Source organism: Xanthocytophaga agilis (assembly GCF_030068605.1).
Lineage (GTDB): Bacteria > Bacteroidota > Bacteroidia > Cytophagales > 172606-1 > Xanthocytophaga > Xanthocytophaga agilis.
Genome location: NZ_JASJOU010000001.1, coordinates 151,520 through 169,581 on the forward strand (window position 1 = coordinate 151,520; position 18,062 = coordinate 169,581).

Genomic DNA, 18,062 nt, shown 5'->3' on the forward strand with positions numbered 1-18,062 from the left:
AAAAAAATCGGGCTTTTTATCTTCAGTTTTAATAAGAAACACCAGTCTTTTTACGACCACTTTTTCACTGAAAAGACTTACATTTGCGGCCTCAAATCAAAATAGTCGGAGTTACATGAGTTTAACACACATTGCCAAAATTGCTCAGGAACTGTCCATTACACCTAAGCAGGTAGAAGCCACAATTACCTTGCTTGATGAAGGTGGTACAGTACCTTTTATTTCCCGCTATCGGAAAGAAGTAACCGGATCTCTGGATGAAGTTGCGATTACTGCTATTCGTGATCGTATAGAACAACTACGTGAACTGGATAAGCGTCGTGAAACAATTCTGAAATCTATCAGTGATCAGGGTAAACTAACACCAGAGCTGGAAGCTGCCATTCATGCAGCAGAAACAATGGCTGTTCTGGAGGATATCTATTTACCTTACAAACCGAAAAAACGTACTCGTGCAACCATTGCAAAGGAAAAGGGATTAGAACCTCTTGCAGATATTATCTTTGTACAGCAAACGGCCGTTAATCCTCTGGCTGAAGCAGAGAAATTTGTAGATGTGGAGAAACAAGTTGCTTCTGCAGATGAAGCACTCGCAGGAGCACGCGATATCATAGCTGAACGTGTGAATGAAAATGCAGAAGCACGTGCTGCAGTACGTGATCTTTTCTGGAAGAAAGGATCGTATAGCAGTAAGGTGATTCCTGGCAAGGAAGAAGAAGCTCAAAAATATAAAGACTACTTTGAATGGAGTGAATCGGTTTCCACTGCTCCATCACATCGGGTGCTGGCCATGAGAAGAGGGGAAAAAGAAGGATTCCTTTTATTAGATACAGCTCCTGAAGAGGAAGAAGCAATTGAATTACTGGAAAGACAGTTTATTCAGAATCGTAGTGATAGTGCAGATCAGGTAAAATTAGCGGTAAAAGATTCATATCGTCGTTTGTTAAAACCTTCAATGGAAACAGAGATCCGTCTGATGTCCAAGAAGAAAGCTGACGAAGAAGCTATTCGGGTATTTGCTGATAACCTGCGTAACCTGTTGATGGCTGCACCAATAGGTGAACGAAACATTCTGGCAATCGACCCGGGTTTCCGTACAGGTTGTAAGGTAGTTTGCTTGAACCGTCAGGGTAAGTTATTGCATAATGATGTGATTTATCCTGAGTTTCCAAATAAAAAACAGGATGCTATTCATACAGTTATGGCATTGTGTGCCCGTTACGAGGTGGAGGCTATTGCTATTGGTAACGGAACGGCCGGTCGTGAAACAGAAAGTTTTGTGCGCAGCATTGGTTTGCCAAGTACAATACAGATCGTAGTGGTAAATGAAAGCGGAGCTTCTATTTATTCTGCATCCGATGTAGCTCGCGAAGAATTTCCGGATTATGATGTAACGGTTCGGGGTGCTGTTTCTATCGGACGTCGTTTGATGGACCCACTGGCGGAGCTGGTTAAGATTGATCCAAAATCGATAGGTGTTGGACAATATCAGCATGATGTGGATCAGTCTGCATTAAAGCAGAGTCTGGATGATGTAGTAATGAGTTCAGTAAATGCTGTAGGGGTAGAAGTCAACACTGCTAGTAAGCAGTTATTAACCTATGTATCGGGATTGGGACCACAACTAGCGCAGAATATCATTGATTATCGGAATACCAATGGTCCATTCAAAACCCGTGAAGAATTAAAGAAAGTGCCACGTCTGGGTTCAAAAGCATTCGAACAGGCAGCTGGTTTCCTACGGATTCGTAATGCAGAAAATCCATTGGATTCCAGTGCTGTACACCCCGAAAGATATGATCTGGTAAACAAGATGGCTACAGACTTGAATACTTCTGTAAAAGATCTGATGAAGACAGATAGCTTGAGAAAACAATTGGTTTTAGCCAAATACCAGAGTGAAGAAGTAGGATTACCTACGTTACAGGATATCGTTTCTGAATTGGCTAAACCAGGCCGTGACCCTCGTGAGCAATTTGAGACTTTCCAGTTTGCCGATGGTGTTAATTCCATGGAAGATTTACGTGTAGGAATGAAATTGCCAGGTATAGTTACCAACGTAGCCGCCTTTGGTGCCTTTGTTGATATTGGCGTTCACCAGGATGGATTAGTGCATATCAGTGAGTTGTCAGACAAATATGTTTCTAATCCAAATGAGGTTGTAAAAGTACAGCAGAAAGTTGAAGTGACTGTAATGGAAGTGGATATTGCACGCAAGCGTATCGCTCTCTCTTTAAAAACTGGTAAACCAATTGATAAAGCAGGTGCTGGAAAGTCTAAAGAACGTTCGCAGAAAAATGCAGAACCAGAAAACGATCTACAGGCGAAATTGGCTCAGTTGAGAAGCAAATTTAAATAAAGGCTGATAAAGCGAGCAATTTGCTTAAAATGAGAAAGTTGATTTAAAAATAGATAAAGAAAGGCTGGCAGTAATGTCAGCCTTTTTGTTATCTTAATGTAATGTATTGATTAATTTTTGCTAAAAAAGAGTCATTTCTTTGTAAAAAACATAAGTTTATTTTGAGGGTCGTTACTTGTACTTTTTCTGGGTGAGTAAAATGTAAGTCGCTATAAATCAGTATAAAACCTTTTTGGTGGGTTTTAAAAACATCACTATATCATTGAATTGATATTTGTTTTTGCAGATGGCGTTTGAAAAAAAGGAAGAATAGAGAAATTGAAGTTTACAAATAATGCATTTTTTTCAAAAACAGAAAAGAAGGTATATGTGTATGAAAATGAGTGAATTGTGACTTTACAGGGAAGGGATAGATATAGTATCTTTGTAATGTAAATCAAGCAGATATATCCTCAGATGTAAGTCTGATTAAAATATAAAAATACGAATTTAGGTTGTAAGTGGTTTGTTACTGAAATTCTCCGAAGGTGTCCTTCGGAGAATTTTCGTTTTACTAGGGTGATACAATTGAACTAATGCGGGAAATGATCGGTGAATTTATGACCATTATACATCTGTAGAACTTCAAATGGAGTACATAGGCACAAACCAAGTTCCTGCTTGATGATTTTTTCTTCTATATCCTGACCAATAATTACCAGTTCATTTATACGATCACCAAAGTCACTATTCCACCGTTCCTCTATTAGTTGCTTGTTTTCCTGATATGCTGTATGTTGTTCTCTTTTCGCTTCCGGCATAGATGCCCACCATATACCCGCAGTTTCCGCTTGTAAGGATCCGCCTGCCTGGCTCCAGCTTAGTGCTACACTGGGACGAGAGGCCAGCCAGAATAGACCTTTACTACGAATAATATTGGCAGGCCAGTTCATATTTAAGTAGTTCCAGAATCTTTCAGGGTGGAATGGCAGTCGGGATCGGAATACAAAAGAGCTAATACCATACTCTTCGGTTTCTGGTGTATGCGTTTTTTGTAACTCTTCCTGCCATGCTGACGAAATTTCAGCTTCTTCCAATGTAAAAAGTTGAGTATGAAGAATCTCTTTTAACTCAACCTGTCCATACTGTGATTCAATAATACGGGCTTTGGGATTAAGCTTCTGTAGAATAGCTTTTAGCTCACCCAATGTTTGTGGTGTTACCAAATCTTCTTTATTCAAGATAATAACATTGGCAAATTCAATCTGTTCTGTGAGTAAGTTAACGATTGGGCGATGGTCATCTTCCGTTTCATTTAGTTTTCTGTCTGTAACAGTTTCATTGCTTCCATAGTCTCTGGCAAAATTAAATGCATCCACTACTGTGACTAATGTATCTAGTTGTGAAAACCTGGAAAGATTAACACCTGATTGTTCATCTACAAAAGTAAAGGTTTGAGCAACAGGCAGTGGTTCTGAGATTCCTGAGCTTTCAATAAGCAAATAATCAAACCTTCCTTCTTTTGCAAGTTTCTCTACTTCCTGGATTAAGTCTTCCCGTAATGTGCAACAAATGCAGCCATTTGACATTTCAACCAGTTTTTCTTCGGTTCTGGATAAAGTATTTTCTCTTTGTACAGTCTGAGCATCAATGTTGACTTCACTCATATCATTGACAATAACGGCCACCTTCAGATTTTCTCTGTTATAAAGAATATGATTCAGGAGAGTAGTTTTACCTGCTCCCAAAAAGCCGCTGAGAACAGTAACAGGCAATTTTTTAACTTCTTGCATAAGAATAAGTAGTTGGTTACTTGAACGATGGATTTTTACTTTTGCAACAATATTGCAAAAGTAAAAATCCATCGGAACTTTTAAAAAAAATCCTACATTCGTTATCGCAACACCAATTGATCAAACCAACCATTCATCATGAAGAAAACTTTCTGGAGACTTTCTATCTGTCTCTTTGTCGCAGCAGGAGCTCATACTCTCAATGCTCAATCTTTAACAGGCTTTTTACCTTCTCAACAGGCAAAAGAACAAGAAGCTGAAAAACTTTTTTTGCAGAAACCTAAGCCTGAAGTCTATAAAAAACATCTGGAAGCATTGACTCGTGTACCACATTCTGCAGGTACTCCTGAGAATGCTCAAGTACGAGCATATATTGTAGATATAATGAAAAAAGCAGGTTGGCAGGTAGAAGAACCTGCCTATGACATTTTTATGCCTGTGTCTCCTGGTGAAAATACAGTTGAAATCATCACACCTGAGAAAATAAAATTAAATACTACTGAAACACCAGTAGATGCTTTTTCAGGCCAACCTCGTGTTACAGGTGGTTGGAACTCATTTTCCGGTTCTGGAGATGTAACAGCAGAAGTAGTGTATGCTAATTTTGGTACAAAGGAAGATTTTGAAAAGCTGGAGTCAATGGGAGTTTCTGTTAAGGGTAAAATTGTTATAGCCAGATATGGTGGGAACTTTAGAGGATACAAGGCCAAACATGCTCAGGCACATGGTGCTGCCGGAGTAATAATCTATACAGATCCGATAGATGCTGGATATATGAAGGGCATTACTTATCCGGAAGGACCTCAGGCAAATGATTCCTATATTCAGAGAGGATCTTTATTGACAGTAGATTTTACAGGTGATCCTTTGACTCCTTTTGTGCCTGCATTACCATTAGATGGAAAGAAAAAAATAGAACGCTTATCTCCGGATAAAGTAGATTTACATAAAATTCCGGTGACTCCAATTTCTTATGGTGCTGCCAAAGAAATTCTAACCCGAATGACAGGACAGAGCGTGCCTGCTGGCTGGCAAGGGGCTTTGCCTTGTGCCTATCGGATTGAAGGAGGGAGTAAACTAAAAGTACATTTAAAAGTAGAGCAAAAGAATGACTTTACCAGAGTCACTAATGTGATTGGTACACTCAAAGGTAGTGAGTTCCCCGATGAGTGGATTATTCTGGGATCACACTATGATGCATGGGTTCATGGAGCAACAGATCCAAATAGTGGAACCTCTATGCTCATTTCTGTAGCAGAAGCACTGGGAGAGCTCACAAAGGCAGGTTACAGACCTAAGCGCAGTATTAAAATCTGTCATTGGGATGCTGAGGAATTTGGGGTAATCGGATCGACAGAATGGGTTGAGCAATTTAAAGAAGAATTGTCTGCTAAAGCTGTTGCTTATATGAATGCAGATGCAGCTGTATCAGGTAAGTTCTTTGGAGGGGCTTCTTCCCCATCGTTGAAACAATTGTTAAAAGATGCTACACAGATGGTTTCTTATCCGGGTTCTGATAAGACAGTCTATCAGCAGTGGGCAGGAGCTAAATCTGAACCTGAAGTAGGAAATCTGGGCGGGGGGTCGGATCATATCGCTTTTTATATGTATGTTGGTGTGCCTTCGTGGGGTGGGGGAACAGGTGGAGTAACACCTTATCACTCGGCTTATGATAATTTTGAATATTACTCCCGCTTTGTTGATCCTACTTTTCAAATGGGGCCAATGGTTTCACAGATATTTGGTATTATGGCTATGCGATTGGCTAATGCTGAAGTGATTCCTTATGATGTAAGTCGATATGCAACAGACCTGGAAAAGCATTTAAGTACTATTGAGAAAACGATAAAAGTGTATTCTCCTGCTTATTCTTGTGAAAAGCTAATGACTGCTGTTCATGAACTTGGAAAAAATATTGAAACATATAATGCAGCACAACAAAAATATATTCAAGCCAATAAGAGTGTTAAAAACACAACTGCAGAATTAAATAAAATTCTTATTTCTCTGGAGAAGTCATTTATAGATACACAAGGGATGGCCTATGGTAAATGGTATCAATCCTTGTATGCGTCTCCTGATCCTTATAGTGGCTATGCTTCCTGGATGTTACCAGGTTTTATGTATGAGGCATCTTTAAAATCAACAGCCAACCTGCCTCATTTAGAGACTCGCTATCTGAAGGCTATTCAATCTCTAAATGAAAAGGTAACGGCTCTGACCAAAAAGTTAGGATAGACTAGTTGTATCTGACTAAGGAAGTCCAGATCTCGTTGATAACAGTGAGGTCTGGACTTCTTTGTTATACTTTATATAATTGAAATTTGCAAATTGAAGTTGTATAGAAACTTGCATTTTATATAGTAAAAAACTTTTTAGTGTTTTTTCAGAAAGAGAAAATCTTTTCTAAAAGACTTGGTTTTTCTGGTAAATGTAGGAGACAGGTCTGTTTGAATAACTATGTGAGACTATTTTGGGAGATGTGATTATTGTAGAATCTTACAATCAGATTCTATTTTAGATGGGAAATTTTATATTTGGTTATCACAAACTCCTAACTTAATTAAACATGAAAAAACTGCTTCTACCTTGCCTGATTATGGCATTGACTTTTCTGTCCTGTCATAAAGATGAAATTGAGTCTCAAAGCTCTGATATCACTATTGCTCCGACTGCACGTAAATGTGCTTCTATGGAACTGCTTGCCATTCAACTAAAGAATGATCCTGCTATGGCAGACAGAATGTTGCAAATAGAATCATTTACCAATAAGGTACTAAAAGAGCATAAGGCAGCTCGTTTAGTAAATGGTGTAATAGAAATACCTGTTGTAGTCAATGTCCTGTACAGGACTGCATCAGAAAACATATCTGATGCTCAGATACAATCTCAGATTGATGCATTAAATGAAGACTATAATGCAACCAATGCTGATTTCACGCTTGTTCCGGCAACTTTCTCAGGTGTAAAAGCCAACGTTGGAATTCGGTTTGTACTAGACCAGACTGTTCGCAAATCCACCAACAAGAGGTCATGGAATACCAATGATTACATGAAAATATCATCACGTGGTGGAATTGATCCTACTTCGCCTGCTACTAAATTAAATTTATGGGTGTGTACCTTGTCAAATGATATTTTGGGGTATGCACAGTTTCCTGGTGGAGCCTCTGCTACAGATGGCGTCGTAATATTAAATACAGCCTTTGGTCGCACCGGCACTGCTGCTGCACCGTTTAATAAGGGGAGGACAGCAACCCATGAAGTAGGGCATTGGCTGAATCTGCGTCATATATGGGGTGATGCAACCTGTGGAACTGACTATGTAAATGATACTCCATTGCATAATACAGCTAATTATGGTTGTCCTGCTGCTGGTCATAAATCTACCTGTACAGGTACTCCTGTAGAAATGACAATGAATTACATGGATTATACAGACGATGCCTGTATGTATATGTTTTCCAATGGACAAAAATCAAGAATGCTAGCTACTTTTGTTTCTGGAGGACCACGCTATAGCTTTGCTCAATAATGTCAGTTTTTGATAGGTTGTTGTGTACATACAACAACCTATTATTTTTTATCTGTTCTCCTCATTTGTTTCTCTACAAGTTTCTCTCCATTCAGAAATTCATCGTTAGATTCTTGCATCCTAATTAGAAATTAAAGCATTTTATTTTTATACAGCTCATATAGTAATAAACTATCTCTCTGTCAGTGATATAAGAATTTCTTTGTTGTAATAATTAATTATATTTTCAAAATATTTTGAAAATATAATTAATTATCTGTAGTTTTGAATCGTTCAACAAGAACAAAGAGCATCAGAAAAACAAAATCCATTTTATATGAATGTGATTGCTTACCTAATCTATTTTGCTATAACCTATTGGGTTACAGTACATGTAGGGCTTAGTTTTTACAAGCATGGAAGACTTTATCTTCTTTCTCTTTTTCAAAATGATGAAAAGATTAGTGATAGTATCAATCGCTTACTGCTTGTTGGATACTATCTGCTTAATTTAGGCTATGTAACTATTATGATACGCTTCTGGGACTCTGTTACTTCCTGGCAAATATTAGTCGCAAGTGTAAGTAATAGGGTAGGAAAGATCATGTTAACTCTGGCTATTATTCACTTTATCAATATGACAGTACTTCTGTTTTTTAGTAAATCATATCATACATCTACTCATTCCAAATAAACACTTTTATGAAAACTTCATTTGTATTAACCTCGTATTTGATCTACTTACCTGTTGTGGTAATGCTTACCTGGTATGTTGCTCATACCTTATTTAAAAATAGCAAAGTCTTTATGCTGGATATATTTCATGGGAAAAGTGAGATTGCCTATTCAACCAATAAATTGTTTGAGGTAGGATTCTACCTGCTGAATTTGGGTTTTGCTTTGTTGATAATGGAGACGAGTGCTGCTATAGCCAATAGTCAGGGAATGCTGGAAGAGTTAAGTAGCAAAATAGGAGGGTTCAGTATCTATCTTGGTATAATGTTGTTCTTTAACCTGTATCTGTTTTTTAGAGGACGTCGGATTTCTAAACAAAAAATGACGCAAAGTTTTGTACCACCTGCTGATTTGCAATAAACAGAAACGAAATACAAAAGAAATGCCAGTCGGAATATATTCTGACTGGCGTTTTGTTATGATAATCAGTAATTATCAGATATAGTATTCAAGATATTCATCAGCCTTTTCGTATGCTGCTCCGCTCACTTTTATCTGAGTCTTATTATAAACTTTAGAATAGGGCTTGATACTTTCTGTAAGCCATACATTTCCGCCTATGATACTATCATGACCTACAACAACATGCCCACCCAGAATCGTTGCTCCTGCATAAATTACCACATTATCCTCAATCGTTGGATGGCGTTTTACACCTGCCAGGGTTTTTTCTACACTTAAAGCCCCCAATGTTACACCCTGATATATTTTAACACGATTTCCTATAACTGTAGTTTGACCAATCACAATACCTGTACCATGATCTATGCAGAAATGCTCTCCAATAGTTGCTCCTGGATGTATGTCAATACCTGTTTTCTGATGAGCATATTCTGTTAATAGACGTGGAATCAAAGGAACTCCTAACTGGCATAGCCGATGGGCCATACGATAAATAGCTATGGCATAGAAGCCAGGATAAGCCAGTATAACTTCATTAGGACTTGTTGCAGCAGGGTCTCCATCTGCCATAGCACGTGCGTCGTTCAAGAGCAAATCATAAATGCGTGGAAGGCTTTCTGCAAACTGATTAGCAATGGTCGCAGCAGGAGCGGGGAGATTAGGCTCAATATCAATTAAAAGCTTTTCTCCATTGTTTTGTAATTCATAGAGTTCTGCTTCTACACTTTCAGGTGTTTTGAATGTTTGATCTGCAAATTGTGGAAATAACATTTGCAAAACTGAGTCTATAAAACGATATACTTCAATCTTTTGTGGAAGTTTGTCATAACTTGTGTGTGACTGAAATAACGTTTGTGCAAAACGGTGGTAATTCATAATCGTGGCAAGATAGATGAAATAAGCAGATAATGTAAAAGTAGTATAAAACCCAATGGTAATGGCTATACGCCTACAATTTTCCGCATAGTTTGTGTTTTTAATTCTGTTTCACGCCATTCCCGTTCTGGAATAGACCCTGTTGTAATACCTGCTCCTGCATAAAAAATAACCCGATTGCTGAGCCATTGTGTACATCGCAGGTTTACAAAAAGATGAGACTCTCCATCTATATTTACAGGACCTAGAAATCCGCTATAAAATTCCCGGTTATGAGGTTCGTGGTTAATAATGAAGTCCATGGCTGGTTCTTTGGGAGTACCACAGACTGCAGACGTAGGATGCAATAACCGAAGCATAACTGTACCCAACTGGGGAAACTGAGTAGCTTGCATATCTACAGTCAAATCAGTTCGTAAGTGTAAAAGATTACCTGCGATCACAGTTTTTGGACCTTCTTCTTCAAATTCCCTCAAACGAATTTTTTTGAAACAGTTAATAATGTAACGGCTAACCAATGCCTGTTCTTCTATCTCTTTCTGCTTCCACATTACTTCAGACAATGGTACACCTGGCTCATAAGGTTGTGTTCCTGCCAAAGCTATTGTACGAAATATCTTTTGTTTATTCGTGCTGATAATCACCTCAGGAGAAGCTCCCATCCATGTACCATGTTCAGGTATACTGATTAATGAGACAAAAGCCAGTGGATAAGATTGAGTTAGCTTAAAGTAAGTTTGAATGATATTGATATCTTCCTTGATTGGAACTGTAATAGTGCGGGAAAGTACAACTTTTTGAAAGTTTCCTTCTTCCATCTCCCGAATAGCCTTAGATACCATATCTTCAAATATGGCTTGATCTGCATCCTGCGTTTGATAGGAAGTTCTGGAAGATATAACTGATGAATGATTTCTGGTTTGTAAAATATTCTCTACAGTCTGATAGAAATTTTCTTTTCGAATCTGTAAGATAGGATCGTTAAGAGGAAGATTCTTATCCGAGAATATGTAGGTTTCTCTTGATGGATCTTGTTCTAGCGTAAAATGAATGTCCGCATGAATAAATAAAGACTGATCTGCTTCAGGGTTAATGAAGGGACTGACTGCAAATCCGGAATGCAGTTCTTCAAGATCAATGACCGTTTTTTGAGGTTGCCCTGAAAGATCTATTATTCCCTGAATTTCCTGAGTTTCTGGTAACCGCCATAATGCGATAGGTAAACCCATTTGGTGTGTAGCAATCCAGAGTGCTTGTATATATTCTAAAGTATTTGTTAATGTAATAGAAGAAACCATGGAAATGTGCAAAGTTCGATACTCAGAAAGGTAATAGACCAAAATAGTACCCTGATAAGATTCTCATGCTCACCTTAGGATATACAAAGAACTGAAAAAAAAAACTTTCAGTTTCCATTTTTTTCAAAAAATAAGAAAACCAATCAGAGTGGATGATCAGGCTGGATAAATACCTATACTATATTTGAGGGAATTGGGAGTGATATTCACGTCTTTGTATAAATTAATTCTTATTTTTACTCTGTTAACAAACGTTTACTTATGAAGAGATACTATCTTGCCCTATTCTTTTTCCTTGGTTATATAGGTAATGGCATAAACCTCTATGCACAACAAGTAGCAGGAAAGGAGACTGTTATATTTCTTGTCCGACATGCAGAGAAAGATCTTACGGAAAGCTCAAGTGATCCCTCACTTTCTTTGGAGGGAAAGAAACATGCGGAACAATTGGCTGCAATTTTGAAAGATGCAGGAATTGAAGCTATTTATTCCACGGCAACTAAGAGGACAGAACAGACTGCATTGCCTTTGTTGCAGAAGTTGGGCTTATCTATTATTCACTATGATGCCAAAGACTCTGATCTGGCTATAAATTTAGCGAAGAAGGGAAAAGATAAACGTATTTTAGTAGTAAGTCACTCAAATGTGGTTCCTAAGCTGCTAAATGAGTGGACAAAGTCAAAAAAATATACAGAGTCAGAGGATTATGGTGATTTGTATATTGTAAAAATTAGTGATAGTCAACCTGCTAATGTGATTAAATTATACTTCTAATAAAACTGCCTATGTTCAATACATAGGCAGTAAAAAGAGATAATTGACCGAATTGTTTGGATTGACAAGTAGAGTAATTAACGAACCTGATAGAGCAGATCATCCTCTGTATCTGTATTTCCATCTGCTCCGGATGATCGTAACATAAAAGATTGTCCGTTATTGAGAGTATTGTACTGATATACGTTTTCCCAACTATCTTTATCCCAATCTCTTCGTAATGGATCGTTACCTATTATTTCTGTAAGAGTTGCCGGATAGGTCTTTGTACTCTCTTTATAGAACTGTAAGGCAGATACTATCTGATCACATTCCTGGCGTGTGTTTCTTTTGTGGAAATAATTTTGTCCAAAAATAAATATACAGGAAATAACAAGTGCAAGAATGAGTAGGGTAACAAAAGTTGATTTTACTATTGATTTAAAGATGTATAGGTAATTTATAGATGAAAGATCTACATTCCATTTTGATACAGAAACAAATGGTAGAGTAAATGTATCATGGTTCATAGAGCGTACAATAACGTATCCTATTACCATAAGGAGGATACACATAAGTCCAGGTAGAAAGCCAGATAGCAATGAAACTACTGCAAATAGAAATCCTGTACAGAATAAAGTTATTCCGGCAGAATAAAGTAATGTGTATAAGGTAGGATGGGAAGATTTCATAGTATGTATCTTAATGTGTTAATGTCCAGGTAGTTTTAATACGTTCATTTTTTTCCACTGATTTATGTAAGAATACAACATCCAGCAATTCTCCTTTAGACCATTTGTCTATCATATTATCATAATAGTAACTGCCAGGGTTACCAGATTGGCCACCTGGATAGAGTGCATACGCTTTAAGGCTTGGTCCTAATGCCACTACCATACGCCATGACGGGCCGTTGCGTTCAGAGGTTGCATTTACAATTCCTCTGCCTCCTCCAATCCATATATCCTTTCGTGAGAAAGGAAGAATTGAACGGGACAAATGTAGAATGGTTGTACTTTTGTATTTTGCCCAAGCCCAGGATTCTGGATTTAATTCTCCTTTTTTAGTTGTGAGTGTGTCAATGGTAGCTCTGAATGATTGAGTTGCTATATCTGCCAGTGTTTCTTTTTGTTCTGTTTCTTTATTGTCAATCCATGGGGAGGTAGGTTCTGTTGTTACAAGTTTTACCGTTCTATCCTGGTTGGGCATTCGCATAGGTTTGTCATCTGTACTACGAAACTCATCCCATAATTTTAGTGAGAAATATTGCCACCAAACATAAAATATTGTTGGTCCAATCTCTGCAGGGTTATTTTGTTTATTCCATGCAGCAATTGTTTGATATGCTTCTAATTGTTCCTTACTAAGTTGACTTTGTGAAACATACGATAATAACTGTGGCAATACATCCCGTGCGTGAATATTATAGTTGTCATTTTGCAACATACGAAGGCTATCAGGGGTGATCTGTTGCATGCTGGTTAATCTTTGATTGATGCGTTCGCCACGAGAGTAGTTGGAAAATTCCCACCCCAGATAATAAGGATATGTTGTATCAGCAGAAAATTGGTTGGCAGAGCTGACAAACCCACGAGGAGGGTTAAGAACATGGGGATTCTGAGCATGAGGAATCCACCCTTGCCAGTCATAGGCAGAGTTAGATCCATCCAGAATAAACTTACCCTGTTCTTTCCATTTGATAGGAAATTTACCATTAGGCCACAAGGCAATATCATTGTCAGCAGATGCGAAAACAAAGTTTTGAGCTGGGCTTATATAATAAGATAGGGCTTTTACATAATCTGAGTAATTTTTGGCCCGATTAAGGTAATAGAATGTAACCAGTTCGTTGGATGGTTCATGAGCAATCCATCGCATAGCGCAACCAACAGGCGTTCTGCCATTTAATGATTGCATTCCTTCATTATACACTATAGGACCATGGTGGGTATATAAAACAGTATCTATAACATCCGGTTTGCCCCGAACTTTAATAATTTCAGTAACCTGTTTTACTGGTTTGTAAACACCATCATATAAGTATTCTTTGTGGGTTTGATCTTTGAATGTAATTTTATACCAATCCATTACATCTGATCCTACATTGGTTACACCCCATGCTACTTTCTCATTAAAACCACTAATAACATTAGGTGCTCCAGGTAATGAGGCCCCACATACATTTACGTCCGGACCGATAAGCTGAATCTGATACCAGATGGATGGTAACGATAGTTCCAGATGAGGGTCATTGGATAAAATAGGATAACCAGTGGCTGATTTCTGACCGTTTACAGCCCAATTGTTACTGCCAATTTCTTTCTCTGCCTGAGGATCATTGTATACAAGAGATGGATTTGCTTGAGAGATTTTGGATGAGCTGATAGCAGAGTTTGTGAGTGGTTTAATAAAATCTTTTGGAGGTTTTGGAGAAGGGAGTGGTTCAAAATCCCATTTGGTACCGACAGGGATGACTGGATTTTCGTGAAATGGATAGTCAGGGAATAAATCTTTGACAACATCATAGCCATATTGAGCCAGCACATTTGTCATCTGACCATCATCATCACCCGTTGCCAGAGTGGTTGCCATTTGTTTTAATAGCAAGGCAGACTTTAGAGGTTCCCAGGGTTCTGGTGAATAATCAAGAATTTTGTATTCAACCGGATAATCTTTTGGAGATAAGCTTGAAATATAGGCATTGACTCCTGCTGAATAAGCTTCCAGAATTTGTTTGCTTACAGAATCTGACATCATTTGTGTCAGTGTTGCTTTGGCCGCAACAACCATTCCTCTTCTACGGGCATTTCGATCTATTTCCAGTGTACGGTCTCCTATAATTTCAGATAACCTGCCTGCTGCGGCGTGAGTTTGCAATTCCATCTGCCATAACCGATCAGAGGCAGTGATATATCCCTGAGCATAAAACAGATCATAGGTATTATTAGCAAATATATGTGGTACATGATTGTCATCAAACCGGATCGTTACTTTATCCTGTAATCCTTTAAGAGAGAGACTCTTCTCTGATTCTGTTTTAGTTGGTTCTGCATTAGCCCAGAACCCGTGAAAGGGATTCAGTAGCTTTCCTATAGGAGGGAGAACCCCCAACTTGGTATTAAATAAAAAGATAAGTACAATTGTTAAAAGAGAAGAGAGAATGGCTTTAATCCATTTCATAAAATCAGAAATAAGAGGTTAGATCAGACAGATACTGTGTTTGATTCAGACAGACAATTAAAATATGTGTAAAAGATACTAGTGCAGTTGAAAAGTACCAAATACTTCTGGGAAAATTGATTATATCTTGATCTATATGCTTCTATAAATAACTTTAGAGGAAATTCTCTCATAGAATGACTTTTCATATTCTGATAAAAAAATATCCCTCTGATTAATCAACATCAGAGGGATATACTTATTTAAAACAGACAAATTAGTTTAGCGTCCTTGGTCATACCAGGTACGACGGCGACTAAGTTTAAGATCTTTCAGCATAGAAGCTTTCACTTGAATATCAATAGAATAATATTGATAGGTACCAAAAGGAGCCCAGTTGGCGGTCATTTGCCAGCAGTGTAAATCTCTGAATATATTGATGGCTGTAGTATTGACAACATAATTTCTCGTAAAATCATATCCTGATGTAACTCCAATACGCCATTTTTCAGTAAGTTTTACTTCTCCATTAAAAGTAAGCGTTTGGACAACACTTGAAGTACTAAAACCATTTTTAGAATAATTGAAGTTATATGCCAGATTGACGTTCCAGGGAATATCAAAATCTACATACAGATTAGGATTGGCTTTTATCTGTTGTTTGGTTTGTTCATCCAATGTTGGGTCTTTGTCTACCTTTTCAGCTGTCTTTTTACTCGCATTTGGATTTAAACTGGTACTAATGCTTAGGTTTAAACTAGTAATACGTCCTAAGCTGCTACCCTGTACTTTTCCCACTCTTCCTGTATTAGAAGTATAATGACTGGAACGCCAGGCAAATTCATCTACACGACGTTGTATATAAACCGGATTGCCATTAGAATCAAAAACTGGATTATTATCTGCGTCGACCGATTGAAATTGAACCATCCGGTAAGGATCTAAGGTAGATGTGAAATTGATATCTACTTTTTTGAATAGTTTGGTACGTGCTGATATACTAATGTTGGACAGTTTTAATGAATCTGCTGCTAAGTTATAACTGCCTGAAAAACCAAAATTATCTAGAAGGCTTACTTTTTCGTACTTCACTTTTGCTGTATCGCTTTTGGCTTTTATTTTGGCTTCAAGTGTATTACTCAAACTAAATGTAATGCTTTTTGAAAGACTGGCACTGGGTAAGTTACTGGTACTGGCAAAACGGGGGAGCCTCACCTTTGTCATTTCTCCTGAAGAGTCTCTTACCATGGCTATCTGATAAAACCCAAATTTATCAGGTGATAAATCAGGTGTAAAGCTAAAACCTATACTTGGAACCATTCGGTGGCGAATTGCCTCAATTCGTTTGCCATGAACATTAAACATCCCATAAATATTGGTTGTCAGACTGGCACTGGCAGAATAAGAGCTTGAACGGGCAAATCCACGTGCTGTATCAACCCGAATACTATCACCCTGATTGAATGAAAGTGCTGAGTTAATTAATTGATTGTTAGCATCATAGAACGTTAATTTTTGAGGATACCAGGTTTCTTTGTAATTGAAACTATAGTTCATACTCAGATATTTAAGTAGCTTCATAGTCATAGAAACTGGTATAGTATGGGTTACACCTTTATCCGCTCTTTTCCACAGTAATCCAGCATTTGAGAAATTGAAAGGAAGAGTATCTCCGTTGGTCTGATATGCATTCAATATAGGTAGTCCCTGATAGGATGTGGCAAAAGATTGAGGTGAGTTACTGATTCTGTTATATCCATCTAATTGATATGCCATATTTAAGGTTTGCCAGAAATATTTGCTGCTGCTTCCTCCTTTTCCTTTCAATGGGTAGAATCTGTTAAGAGAGATGTTAAATTCAGGTAGAGATGTATTAACAATACCTGTTACTGTATTCATGTCCTGTCTGGCACTTGCACTATAGGTTACCGGCAGGTTTTTAATTGAGAAAGAGTTGGAGTAAGAAATACTAGAAGTAAACGAAGACGAGATTCTTCGGCTAATATCATTTTGTACACCTGCACCTGCATAGGCAAATTTGGAGTTATAATTGGTAGAACCTAAGTTAACACTTGCGGAAAAACGTCCTGTTCCTTTACTGAAAGGCGTATGTGACCAGCTAATCCAGAATGCATCTGTACGTGATTTAAATCCTTCATCACCTGTACTTTGTCGGTTAAAGCGTAAGTCAAGTGAACCGCTGTATGTATATTTCTTCGTATAGGCTGAACGAACATTCAGACCCCATCCACCCCTCGAATAAACCTCACCCAGGAAACTCATATCCATATAATCACTCATCGCCCAATAGTAGCCACCCTGGCGTAAGAAAAAGCCTCTATTAGTAGGTTCTTCTCCATAAGTTGGTACAATAACACCTGATTTGCGTTTTTCAGAAGAATAGGGAAAGAAACCAAACGGAAGTCCTAAAGGCAAGGGAATGCCACTCAGATAAAAATTAAAAGGACCAGAAACAACCTGTTTATTACCTACCACCTTAATTTTCCGGGCTGCAATATGGAAGTGAGGATTGGGTAAATTACAGGTTGTATAAATAGCACCTTTAATGTAAAGGTTATCATATGGATCTTTAAATACATCTGTTCCTCTAACATATCCTTCCCCTTGTTGGGTTATAACGCCACTGATTATCGCCTTTTTGGTTTTAATATTATATTGAATATTTTCTGTTTCATATTTTTGGCTCCCTTCTGTAAAAACGGGCGCTCCAACCACTTTACCTGTGGAATCTTTTACCCCTTGCGCCTCTACAATTCCTGTTTCCCAGTTTATTTCTATGTATTCTGCATCCAAGGCAATATCTCCATAATTGATCTTTGCCTGACCATATAGTCGGGCTATTTTACCATTAACATCCAGTATAATAGAATCCTGAGCACTATATGTAACAGAAGTCTCAATTTCTCTGCTTTGTCTTCGCAAACTGTCTGTTTGTGCTCCCTGAGCTGTTGTGTCTCTCAACAAAGACGGTTTTTTTAACGAATCAAGTGCTGTGCTACGTGGAGAAACACGTACGCTGTCACGGCGATTCTGACCATAAGTGGTTATTATTGTACCTGTAAGAATACAACCGAATACTAGAAGAAGGCAAGATAAACGCAAAAGATGTTTCAGTTTTATTAAAAAATTTACATTTTTGCACAAATTTAGGGCATTCGAGACAAAAAATTGAA

General features: G+C 37.9%; 12 protein-coding genes. 6 read left to right on the top strand and 6 right to left on the bottom strand.

The features are described from left to right. The first annotated feature begins 115 nt into the window (after nt 1-115). Entirely contained in the window at nt 116-2,359 is a 2,244-nt protein-coding gene (locus tag QNI22_RS00605; protein WP_314508657.1) for a Tex family protein, read from the top strand. Nucleotides 2,360-2,931: 572 nt separating this feature from the next. On the opposite strand, the gene QNI22_RS00610 is transcribed toward QNI22_RS00605, so the two are convergent. Then, complete coding sequence (locus QNI22_RS00610) at nt 2,932-4,131, bottom strand: GTP-binding protein (protein ID WP_314508658.1); 1,200 nt, start codon at nt 4,129-4,131, stop codon at nt 2,932-2,934. A gap of 138 nt (nt 4,132-4,269) precedes the next feature. Here QNI22_RS00610 and QNI22_RS00615 point away from each other — a divergent pair, with 138 nt between their 5' ends. The 4 genes from QNI22_RS00615 to QNI22_RS00630 all read left to right on the top strand — a co-directional run bounded on the left by QNI22_RS00615 (nt 4,270) and on the right by QNI22_RS00630 (nt 8,740). Then, entirely contained in the window at nt 4,270-6,369 is a 2,100-nt protein-coding gene (locus QNI22_RS00615) for a M28 family metallopeptidase (protein WP_314508659.1), read from the top strand. 331 nt (nt 6,370-6,700) lie between these two features. After that, nucleotides 6,701-7,666 carry a zinc metalloprotease gene (locus QNI22_RS00620; RefSeq protein ID WP_314508660.1) on the top strand — a complete coding sequence of 322 codons (966 nt, stop codon included), beginning with the start codon at nt 6,701-6,703 and terminating at the stop codon, nt 7,664-7,666. Nucleotides 7,667-7,982: 316 nt separating this feature from the next. Then, on the top strand, nt 7,983-8,339 hold the full coding sequence (locus QNI22_RS00625; protein ID WP_314508661.1) for a hypothetical protein: 357 nt from the start codon (nt 7,983-7,985) through the stop codon (nt 8,337-8,339). Nucleotides 8,340-8,347: 8 nt separating this feature from the next. Next, complete coding sequence (locus tag QNI22_RS00630; RefSeq protein ID WP_314508662.1) at nt 8,348-8,740, top strand: hypothetical protein; 393 nt, start codon at nt 8,348-8,350, stop codon at nt 8,738-8,740. Nucleotides 8,741-8,815: 75 nt separating this feature from the next. On the opposite strand, the gene QNI22_RS00635 is transcribed toward QNI22_RS00630, so the two are convergent. Further along, nucleotides 8,816-9,658: a serine O-acetyltransferase gene (locus QNI22_RS00635; protein ID WP_314508663.1), complete on the bottom strand. Its 843-nt coding sequence runs from the start codon at nt 9,656-9,658 to the stop codon at nt 8,816-8,818. Nucleotides 9,659-9,723: 65 nt separating this feature from the next. Then, complete coding sequence (locus QNI22_RS00640; RefSeq protein ID WP_314508664.1) at nt 9,724-10,956, bottom strand: chorismate-binding protein; 1,233 nt, start codon at nt 10,954-10,956, stop codon at nt 9,724-9,726. 261 nt (nt 10,957-11,217) lie between these two features. Here QNI22_RS00640 and QNI22_RS00645 point away from each other — a divergent pair, with 261 nt between their 5' ends. Further along, nucleotides 11,218-11,730 carry a SixA phosphatase family protein gene (locus tag QNI22_RS00645; protein ID WP_314508665.1) on the top strand — a complete coding sequence of 171 codons (513 nt, stop codon included), beginning with the start codon at nt 11,218-11,220 and terminating at the stop codon, nt 11,728-11,730. Between the two features lie 77 nt (nt 11,731-11,807). Here the strand turns inward: QNI22_RS00645 and QNI22_RS00650 are convergent, their stop codons facing one another. The 3 genes from QNI22_RS00650 to QNI22_RS00660 all read right to left on the bottom strand — a co-directional run bounded on the left by QNI22_RS00650 (nt 11,808) and on the right by QNI22_RS00660 (nt 17,991). After that, nucleotides 11,808-12,401, bottom strand: a complete 594-nt coding sequence (locus tag QNI22_RS00650; protein WP_314508666.1) for a type II secretion system protein GspG — start codon at nt 12,399-12,401, stop codon at nt 11,808-11,810. A 10-nt stretch (nt 12,402-12,411) separates the two neighbouring features. After that, nucleotides 12,412-14,889 (bottom strand): penicillin acylase family protein, encoded by a 2,478-nt coding sequence (locus QNI22_RS00655; protein ID WP_314508667.1) that lies wholly within the window; start codon nt 14,887-14,889, stop codon nt 12,412-12,414. Between the two features lie 261 nt (nt 14,890-15,150). Next, complete coding sequence (locus QNI22_RS00660) at nt 15,151-17,991, bottom strand: putative LPS assembly protein LptD (RefSeq protein ID WP_314508668.1); 2,841 nt, start codon at nt 17,989-17,991, stop codon at nt 15,151-15,153. Nucleotides 17,992-18,062 lie beyond the last annotated feature (71 nt).